This window comes from uncultured Mycobacterium sp., from assembly GCF_964249325.1.
Taxonomy (GTDB): Bacteria; Actinomycetota; Actinomycetes; order Mycobacteriales; family Mycobacteriaceae; genus Mycobacterium.
Genome location: NZ_CAXUCH010000218.1, coordinates 1 through 7,166, shown reverse-complemented (window position 1 = coordinate 7,166; position 7,166 = coordinate 1). Strand labels below are relative to the sequence as shown.

Genomic DNA, 7,166 nt, shown 5'->3' with positions numbered 1-7,166 from the left:
GGCCGGCGAAGATGTCGCCGATGCGCTTGGCCTTCGGTGACAGCATGCTGCAGATGACCGCGGGGCTGCCCAACAGCATCCAGATCTCCACCACCGACGCCAAAGCTCGAAACAGGGCCTGCCGAAAGCGTTCCGGGCCGCCGTCGTCGGCCACCACGCGCAGGCCCATCACGATCTTGCCCAGCGAACGACCCCGCGTTGCTGTTTCGAATACGAGCGGATACCCCACCAGAACCAAGACGGTGAAGATGACCAGCATCGCGGCCGTCGCCGCATCGTCGAACTGCGTCTGGGTGGCCGCCCAAAGCATTAGGGCGAGCAGATAACCGACGAACACCACCGCGATGTCGATCAGTGCGCCGACCGCGCGTACCGGCAGCTGAGCGATCTGCACGTCGAGCACCACAGCGTCGCCGGTCACCACCTCCGCCATATTGCGAACGCTACTCGAATAGTCGGGTGGCGACCCGCTGCACTCGGCTTCGCCGAGTTTGCGATCGCCACGTAGCCTGATCGGCGTGGACGTCGACGCTTTCGTGCTGGCGCACCGCGGCACCTGGGACCGGCTAGAGCGATTGGTCAAGAATCGGCGACGGCTTACCGGTGCCGAAGTCGACGAACTCGTCGAGCTCTATCAACGAGTGTCCACTCACCTGTCGATGGTGCGCTCGGCGTCTTCGGATTCGGCGCTGGTCGGCCGGCTCTCGTCGCTGGTCGCGCGTGCCCGGTCGGCGGTCACCGGCGCGCATGCCCCGCTGGGCCGCGAGTTCGCCCGCTTCTGGATGGTGTCGTTCCCAGTGGTTGCCTACCGTGCGTGGCGATGGTGGTTGGCAACGGCCGTGGCGTTCTTCGCTGTCGCGGTGGTCATGGCGTTTTGGGTGGCCGGTAGTGCGGAGGTGCAATCCACCATCGGAACGCCCAGTGAGATAGACGAATTGGTCAACCACGAATTCGCGTCGTATTACCGCGAGCACCCGGCCGGCTCGTTCGCGCTCGAGGTATGGACGAACAACGCCTGGGTTGCCGCAAAATGCATCGCGTTCGCCGTCCTGTTGGGCGTGCCGATCCCGTTTGTGCTGTTCTCGAATGCCGCCAACCTGGGAGTGGCCGCCGGGCTGATGTTTCAGGCCGGAAAGGGCGCCATCCTGCTGGGCTTGTTGCTTCCGCACGGGCTGTTGGAGTTGACGGCGGTGCTGCTGGCAGCCGCCGCCGGGATGCGGCTGGGGTGGTCGGTGATCTCGCCCGGGCATCGGCCGCGCGGACAGGTGCTCGCCGAGCAGGGCCGCGCTGTCGTGGCGGTCGCCGTCGGGTTGGTGGTGGTGTTGCTGGTCTCCGGCCTCATCGAAGCACTGGTCACCCCGTCGCCGTTGCCGACGTTCCTGCGCGTCGGCATCGGGATCACAGCGGAGGCAGCGTTTTTGGCCTACATCGTGCACTTCGGCCGACGAGCCGCACGCACCGGTGAGACCGGCGATATCGCCGACGCGCCTGATGTTCTCCCGACCGGCTGAGCGCGAACGTGGGCCTATGACACGCGGAATTGCGAAACGCGTACCACGACCCCACATTCGAAGGCGAAGTCACAGCCGGCCGGTGGCTTTCATCGCCAGGTAGCGGTCGGCCAGCGCGGGAGCCAGTTCTTCGGGCGCCGCGTCGACGACCTGCACCCCGCCACGGCGGAGCCGAGCAGCGAACGCGCGCCGGTCGTTGCGGGCTCGTTCGGCCGCGGCCGCGTCATACACGGCCGCGGCATCGGATCGCCCACTGGCCATCTGCTCGACGCGCGGGTCGGCGACCGCGGCCAGGATCACCTGATGCCTCGCCGACAACTGTGGCAGAACCGGGAGCAGCCCCTCGTCGAGAGCGGTCGGATTGAGGTCGGTCAGCAGCACGACCAGTGCCCGCCGCCGGGCACGCCGAAGAATCGCGGCGGCCATTGCGGCCCAATCTGATTCGAGCAGAGCCGGCTGCAGGGGAGTCACCGCGTCGACCAGTTGTGCAAGCACTTCCGTGCGGGATGCACCGAATACCACGGCCTTGGTCACCCGGTCGTGGGCCAGGAAGTCGACATGGTCGCCTGCTCGGGACGCGAGCGCCGCCAGCAGCAGCGCGGCGTCCATCGACCAGTCCAGCCGCGGCCACCCGCTGGGCTGGCCCACGGTCGGGTCGATTCCTACGCGGCCCGCCGCCGTTCGACCGGTGTCGAGCACGATCACGACGCGCCGGTCGCGTTCTGGCCGCCACGTGCGGACCACCACGTCGGCGCGCCGGGCGGTGGCGCGCCAGTCAATCGCGCGGACGTCGTCGCCGACGACATATTCGCGCAGCGAATCGAATTCGGTTCCCTGCCCGCGGATCAGGGTCGGCAGCATCCCGTCGATCTCCCAGAGTTTGGCCAGCCGCGACGGCAGATGCTTGCGGGACAAAAACGGGGGCAAGATGCGGACCTGAGCGGGTACCGGCTTCGAGCGTTGCCGTCCAGCCATCCCCATCGGCCCGATCGAGCGTGCGGTGACCGCAGCGGATCGCTGCTCGCCGCGCCGAACCGGTCGCAGATGCGTCACGACACGGCAGGTCTGTCCGGCTGCGAGATCGACGGTGTGGGCGTGTGGCGTGGCACGCGCACTGGGCGCCCAGGCGTCGCGGACCTGGCCGCGGAACCGTCGGCCCCCGTCGTTGCGGATCACCAAGCCGGTGTCGACCGGCTCGCCGAGACGGACCGATTCCGGCCCGAACCGGTCAAACCGCAACGCGCCGGGGCTAGCCGCCAACCCGGCGTCGAGCGCCACCGCCACCGCCAGCGCCGCGAGCAGCACAGCGAAAGATGTTGCAGGCCAAGGAGACAACGCCACCGGCAGCACACATATCAGCGCCACCAGTCCCACGCGTCCAGTCAAGATCACTAGCGGGGCACCGGAACCGAGGCCAGGATTCCGTCGAGAACACCGTCGGGTGTGGCGCCTTCGAGCTCGGCCTCCGGGCGTAGCGACACCCGGTGGCGCAGCGTCGGGCGCGCCATTGCCTTCACATCGTCGGGAGTCACGTAGTTGCGACCCGACAGCCAGGACCACGCCCGCGCGGTACCCAGCAGCGCCGTCGCGCCGCGGGGTGAAACGCCCAGCCGCAGCGCGGGGGAGCTCCGGGTGGCCGCGACGACGTCGACGATGTAGCCGAGCACCTCGTCGGCGACCAGCACTTGACGGACCGCATCCCGCCCGGCGGCCAGCTGGTCGGGCCGGGCCACCGGTGTGATCGCGGACAGGTCGCGCGGATCGAATCCGTGTGCATGCCGGCCCAGGATCGCGATTTCGGCGTCACGCGGCGGCACCGGCACATTGAGCTTGAGCAGGAAGCGGTCGAGTTGGGCTTCCGGCAGCTGGTAGGTGCCCTCGTATTCGATAGGGTTCTGGGTCGCGGCGACGATGAAGGGGTCGGGCAGTGACTTCGGTTCGCCGTCCACGCTGACCTGACGTTCTTCCATTGCCTCCAGCAGGGCCGCCTGCGTCTTCGGGGGAGTGCGGTTGATCTCGTCGGCCAGCATCAGGTTGGTGAACACCGGGCCGGCCCGAAACACGAACGCGGCGGTACGGGCGTCATAGATCAGTGAGCCGGTAACGTCGCCGGGCATCAAATCCGGCGTGAACTGCACACGTTTGAACTCCAACTGCAAAGCCGCGGCCAGAGCGCGCACCAGCAGTGTTTTCGCCACGCCCGGAACACCTTCGAGCAGCACGTGGCCGCGGCACAGCAACGCGATCACCAGTCCGCTGACAACTGCGTCCTGCCCGACGACTGCCTTGGCGATCTCGGTGCGCACCGCCAGCAGGGCCTGACGCGCCTGTTCAGTCATCGGTGTGCGACCTGCCTTTCGATGTCGTCGAGCGCCTGGGCCAGGTGTACCAAGTCGGTGTCGGTGGCTGGCGGCGGCCCGAACAGTATGTGCTGCACTGATTCTGGGCTAGCCGCGCTGCGCTCGGTGATGGCCGTCACGACAGCAGCCGCCGGCGCGTTGACGGCGAGCCCGATGCGGGGCAACAGCCGCTGCAACGTCGCTGTGCGCAGGGCCTCGGCGGCGCGATCCCGCGCCCGCCGGGACCGATATAGCCGACCACGTCCCTCGACGGTCTCGGAAGCCCGCACCACGACAGGCAAATCCTCGACGACCACCGGGCCAAGCCGTCGGCCTTGCCACAACGCGAGCAGGATCACCACCACCGTCAGCTGCCATACGATCCAGTCGACCTTGCCCGGGATCGCGTCGAGGATCGTTGCCGATGAGGATCGTTCGCCTTCGATGTGCTGGGGCGCGTACCAGACGATCCGCGGTCGCTCGCCGGCGAGGTTCATCGCCAACGCGGCGTTGCCGGCCCGCAACAGGTCGCCGTTCGTCATGAAGCTGGTGTTGCCGACGACCGTGACCGTGCGAGTGCCGTCCCGGTAGCGCACCAGCACCCCGTCGTAGCAGCTGGTCAGCAGTTGGTCGGCAGTATAGATGTTACTCGGGCCGAACTGCACCGTGCCGGCTCGATTAGCTTCGCGCAGAGCGCAATTGGGCTCATGGTCGAGCGTGCTGACGCCGCCGATGCGAAGACCGGGCGTCAATGCGGCTCGGGCGCGCGACGTGGGCTCCGCCACCAGCAGGTCGCCAGGCGCTCTCGCCAACCGGTCCAGCAGCGCGTCGTCGACCAGGTGTTGAGTTTGGGCGAACAACAGCAGCGAGTCGGGCCGCGCGGCGCGTTCGACATCGGCGACGCTGCCGGCGATGACGACCTCCAACCCGTTCTCGCGCAGCAACGCCACCAACGCGTGGGCACCGTGGCGGCCGGTGGATGCCGGGTCCATCACGCCTCCGGGTCGCGGAGCGGTCAGATAGGCGCCGAGAGCGGCGATTGCGGCGAGGGCCGCCAGCGCCAGCGCGACCCAGCGCCACGACCGCGCCCGCCGCGGGCCGGCAAGCGGACGGGTCCGCAGCTCAGCGACGGTCACCGGACCTGCGCCCCGGAACGCGACCCCAGATGGTCATCGAGGTCGGCGATCATTCGGTAGGCGGCAGGCGTGCCGGGGCGTCCACCGTAGGTAACGTCGTTGAAAGCGATTGCGGCCTGCGACATCTCCGATGCCAGATGAGGCAGGCGAGCACCGGCGTCACGGGCCAGCTCGTTTGCGGTGCGGCCGGCCATCGGGCTGATCACACCGCTGTCCTCCAGGGTGCTGGCCACCGCGCGCAGCCGGTGTCTGATCGCGGCGGCCCAATCACCCCCAGCGGCAAGCTCTTCCGCGGTTGCGCGATGCTGGGCAGCGCTGAGCTGGCCGCCGTCGAACATCGGGTGATCGCCTCGGCGAGTGCGCATGGTGCGTCGGGCAACGTGGATGGCGACACCCACCCCGACAGCCAGCAAGATCAGCAGCACCGAGACGGTGAACCACCCGCCGGGCATCGACGCGCCGGCATGCAGAACGCGATACACCAGATCGTCGAGCCAGTCGTGAAGCCGTTGGATCGGCGACTCTTTGGGGTAGATCGGCTTGGCCAGCTCGCGTTGGGCGGCTTGGTGTGCGGCATCGCGGTCGATGTCGATGGCGGGCACCCTCAGCCACCCTTCACAGCGGCCGGATCAGCCACAGGCTATCGGTTGACGCTGTTGCGAAAGGCCCAGCCGCGGCGCCGCTTTGCAGTACAAGGTCGAACGCCTCGGCACGAATCCGGCGGTCGGTATACAACAAGACGAGAACTCCGGCGCTGAACGGTGTGGTGACGATCTGGCCGATCGCCGCGCCGATGGTAGCCAGCGTGGCACCGATCAGGATTGGGCCGGTGGAATGTGTCGAGGCCATCAACTGCCCGACGAAGGTGAACGGCGCCGCGATCGCGTCCGCGATGACGAACACCACGAGCGCGGTCAGGGCCCGGATACCCAGCACCCGCCAAAAGCTGTTGCGCACCAGCGCGAAAGATCTGCTGATCGCGCGCATGACGGTGAGCCTCTCCAGCACAATCAGCACCGGCGCGAACGACAACACCGTGTAGAGGAAGGCCAGGATCGCGATCGATGCGAGTGCCAGCGGGAAGCCGAAGACGATCGCCGCCGCGCCGTTGCCGATCGAGCTGACGACGGCAAGGACCACTACCACCAGCCCGATAATCACAATCACTCCAGCGGCTTCCAGCGCCGCCACCCCGATCAACGCCAGCAGCCGCCCGCGAACCTTGTCCCATGCCTCGCCGATGGTGATGGTCGATCCGAATACCGCGCGGCCGACGACAACGGTGAGGATCCCGCTGAGCAGAATGCTGGCCAGCCAGCTGACGAGGCCGCCGACGGCGATCGACAGTGTCCACGCGGTGGTTTCGCCCGATGTGGCCTCGCCGGTGGGGCCACCCGCCTGGCTGGCAGCGGTGAGCGGTCCAGCCTTGGCGATCAGTGCGACGATCTGCATGACCACAACGACGACCGCGGTCATTCCGAGCGTGGTCTTTGGATTGGCTCGGATATAGCCAACGGCACCGTTGAAGATCTCGCTGAGGGTCAACGGCCGAAGCGGTATGATCCCGGGCTTGACCACCGCCGGCGGTAGTGGTGGCAGGCCGCCGTAGGGCGGCGGCACGCCGTAGCCGGGTGGCACACCGTATCCCGCTGGAGAGCCGTACGGCGGGCCGTAGCCCGGTGGCGGGCCGTACGGTGGACCATAGCCAGGCGGGCCAGGGGGTGGCGGGCCGTAGCCCTGCGGCGGCCAGTAGGCCGGCGGGCCGGGGGCGTAACCCGGCGGTGAACCGTAGCCCAGCGGCGGATATCCGGGCGCGGCATACCCAGGGGTGCCGTAACCGGGTTGCGGGTAATCGGGCGCTGGATAGTCCGGGTAGTCGGGCGGCGGCGTGCTCACCTGGTGGCGCCGCCGTCGTCGTCGATCATGGCTCCCATCCTGTCGGCCAGCAGGGCAATTCTCAATCTTCTCAAGTGTCTCGCCGGTGCCCGAAGTGGCTGTGCGCGCGTAGCGTCTTGGCATGGCGGAACTGAAGTCGCGATTGCGGGCGGATCTCACCGACGCAATGAAGACGCAGGACAAGTTGCGCACCGCGACCCTGCGGATGCTGCTGGCCGCGATCCAGACCGAAGAGGTCTCCGGCAAGCAATCGCGGGAGCTCTCCGACGACGAGGTGCTCAAGG

Annotated in this window: 8 protein-coding genes; 2 read left to right on the top strand and 6 right to left on the bottom strand. The window is 68.0% G+C overall.

Features of this window, described 5'->3' with window-relative positions:
- The coding region (locus tag ACFE99_RS20440) for an RDD family protein (protein ID WP_375488237.1) at window positions 1–433 on the bottom strand (433 nt) is incomplete at its 3' end.
- An 85-nt stretch (window positions 434–518) separates the two neighbouring features.
- Between ACFE99_RS20440 and ACFE99_RS20435 the strand changes: the two genes are divergently transcribed.
- Window positions 519–1,511 carry a stage II sporulation protein M gene (locus ACFE99_RS20435; RefSeq protein ID WP_375488236.1) on the top strand — a complete coding sequence of 331 codons (993 nt, stop codon included), beginning with the start codon at window positions 519–521 and terminating at the stop codon, window positions 1,509–1,511.
- Between the two features lie 69 nt (window positions 1,512–1,580).
- Here the strand turns inward: ACFE99_RS20435 and ACFE99_RS20430 are convergent, their stop codons facing one another.
- The 5 genes from ACFE99_RS20430 to ACFE99_RS20410 are packed head-to-tail and all read right to left on the bottom strand — an operon-like array spanning window position 1,581 to window position 7,005.
- Window positions 1,581–2,903: a DUF58 domain-containing protein gene (locus ACFE99_RS20430; RefSeq protein ID WP_375488235.1), complete on the bottom strand. Its 1,323-nt coding sequence runs from the start codon at window positions 2,901–2,903 to the stop codon at window positions 1,581–1,583.
- Entirely contained in the window at window positions 2,903–3,850 is a 948-nt protein-coding gene (locus ACFE99_RS20425; RefSeq protein WP_375488234.1) for an AAA family ATPase, read from the bottom strand. Before ACFE99_RS20425 ends, ACFE99_RS20430 begins: the two co-directional genes overlap by 1 nt.
- Window positions 3,847–4,986, bottom strand: coding sequence for a DUF4350 domain-containing protein (locus tag ACFE99_RS20420; protein WP_375488233.1), 1,140 nt, complete (start codon window positions 4,984–4,986; stop codon window positions 3,847–3,849). Before ACFE99_RS20420 ends, ACFE99_RS20425 begins: the two co-directional genes overlap by 4 nt.
- On the bottom strand, window positions 4,983–5,588 hold the full coding sequence (locus ACFE99_RS20415; protein ID WP_375488232.1) for a DUF4129 domain-containing protein: 606 nt from the start codon (window positions 5,586–5,588) through the stop codon (window positions 4,983–4,985). Before ACFE99_RS20415 ends, ACFE99_RS20420 begins: the two co-directional genes overlap by 4 nt.
- A 13-nt stretch (window positions 5,589–5,601) precedes the next feature.
- A complete protein-coding gene (locus ACFE99_RS20410; protein WP_375488231.1) occupies window positions 5,602–7,005 on the bottom strand; it encodes a hypothetical protein in 1,404 nt (467 codons plus the stop codon).
- Between ACFE99_RS20410 and ACFE99_RS20405 the strand changes: the two genes are divergently transcribed.
- Window positions 7,004–7,166 (top strand): GatB/YqeY domain-containing protein (locus tag ACFE99_RS20405; protein WP_375488238.1); only part of this gene is annotated, 163 nt, incomplete at its 3' end. The two genes, ACFE99_RS20410 and ACFE99_RS20405, sit on opposite strands and share 2 nt — an antisense overlap.